Origin of the sequence: Streptomyces sp. NPDC032472 (assembly GCF_040636955.1) — a bacterium.
Lineage (GTDB): Bacteria > Actinomycetota > Actinomycetes > Streptomycetales > Streptomycetaceae > Streptomyces.
On the sequence record NZ_JBEZVK010000219.1, the window covers coordinates 1 to 1,191 of the forward strand.

The 1,191-nt window shown below is 63.0% G+C and carries 3 protein-coding genes; 1 reads left to right on the forward strand and 2 read right to left on the reverse strand.

Annotation, left to right across the window (positions count from 1 at the left end; genetic code table 11):
- The coding region (locus AB0F11_RS38305; RefSeq protein WP_362184511.1) for a hypothetical protein at positions 1-198 on the forward strand (198 nt) is incomplete at its 5' end.
- Positions 199-227: 29 nt separating this feature from the next.
- Here AB0F11_RS38305 and AB0F11_RS38310 read toward each other — a convergent pair.
- Together AB0F11_RS38310 and AB0F11_RS38315 are read right to left on the reverse strand one after the other, a co-directional pair.
- Complete coding sequence (locus AB0F11_RS38310; protein WP_105817667.1) at positions 228-704, reverse strand: hypothetical protein; 477 nt, start codon at positions 702-704, stop codon at positions 228-230.
- 1 nt (position 705) lies between these two features.
- Positions 706-1,191, reverse strand: a 486-nt coding sequence (locus tag AB0F11_RS38315) for a hypothetical protein (protein ID WP_362184513.1), incomplete at its 5' end; no start/stop codon positions are given.

The window sequence follows — 1,191 nt, forward strand, 5'->3', positions numbered from 1 at the left end:
GTCCCATCCGGCTCCGTCGAACGTCTGACCGATGCCATCGGCGAGATGATCGCGTTGCCGGACAAGCGCGCGGAGTTCTCCCGTCACGCGCGCATCGCGGCAGCCGGCACGCACAATTGGACCCAGTATGTCGACAAGTTGCAGCAAGTCTATGCCGGCTGCCTCCGGTCGGTGCGCGATGTGCATACACGCACGTGAGGGCTGCGCCCGGTGCGCATTGAGAGGGTCTATCGACTGATCCGCGGAGCGACGCCGGGAATCCCGACCGACAAGCCCTGCACACCCGGAAGCACGCCGAGGGCCGATCTTCCCATCCCCGCACCCCGCGCGGAGCGCAGGCTCGATACCGAACCGGCGCTCATTCCCGAGTACATACTGCCGTGAACGTATCCCATCCGCTCCACGTCGTCGGCGTACGGATTCTTCGCGCCGGCGGCCGCCATCGCGAAAGTCCGCAGCTCGCTCGTGTCCGATCCGGATTTCCGATACGTTCCCGCGTTGCCTGCCAACGTGTTTCCAGCCGGTTCGCCGTAGATCACGCTTGCCTGCTTCGCGGCCGTGCTGGATCTGGACTGCCCGTGACACCCAGGCAATGCACAGGCGGCGAACGACGTTGCCGGCGCCATGATCGCCGCCGCGGTCGACACGACGCAGAGAAGCGGTATTGCTTGACGTACATTGAACATCCCACGTGGCTCGTCCATCTCATTTCACCTCATCGGTCAGTCGAATTTTCACTTTCACGTGTGTCGCCGGTGCAGAATGGTCGGCGTTACATACGACTCTCAATCGCATGATGCGAACGTTCGGCAAAGCAGCCAGCTGATCACGTGGCATCCCCGATACCTCCTGCTCACCGATCGTCCGTCTACCTGGCGTCGACATGTCGATGACACCGCGCCACGCCGGGCGACCGGTGTAATCCAGTCCCGTCAACACGAGCGTTTCGCCGGGTTCGCGTCCGGGCGTCGCACGCGCGTCGGCGATCTCGATGGTCAATTCACGCGCTCCACGATGGATCGTGAGGTCGAACGGACGTTGACGCGCGCCGCCGCCGAAGTCGAAACCGGCGTCGATGGCGTCATCGTTGTGGTGAGCGTCACGAATGTGCGCGTCGTCGACGTTCAATTGAACGGCAACATCGAACGATGCTTCCGAATTACTCCGTGGGCTCGAGAACCGGGCTTCCAT

Coding starts and splice junctions, on each gene's coding strand:
- AB0F11_RS38310 (WP_105817667.1), bottom strand. CDS start 704: ATGGACGAGCCACGTGGGATGTTCAATGTACGTCAAGCAATACCGCTT.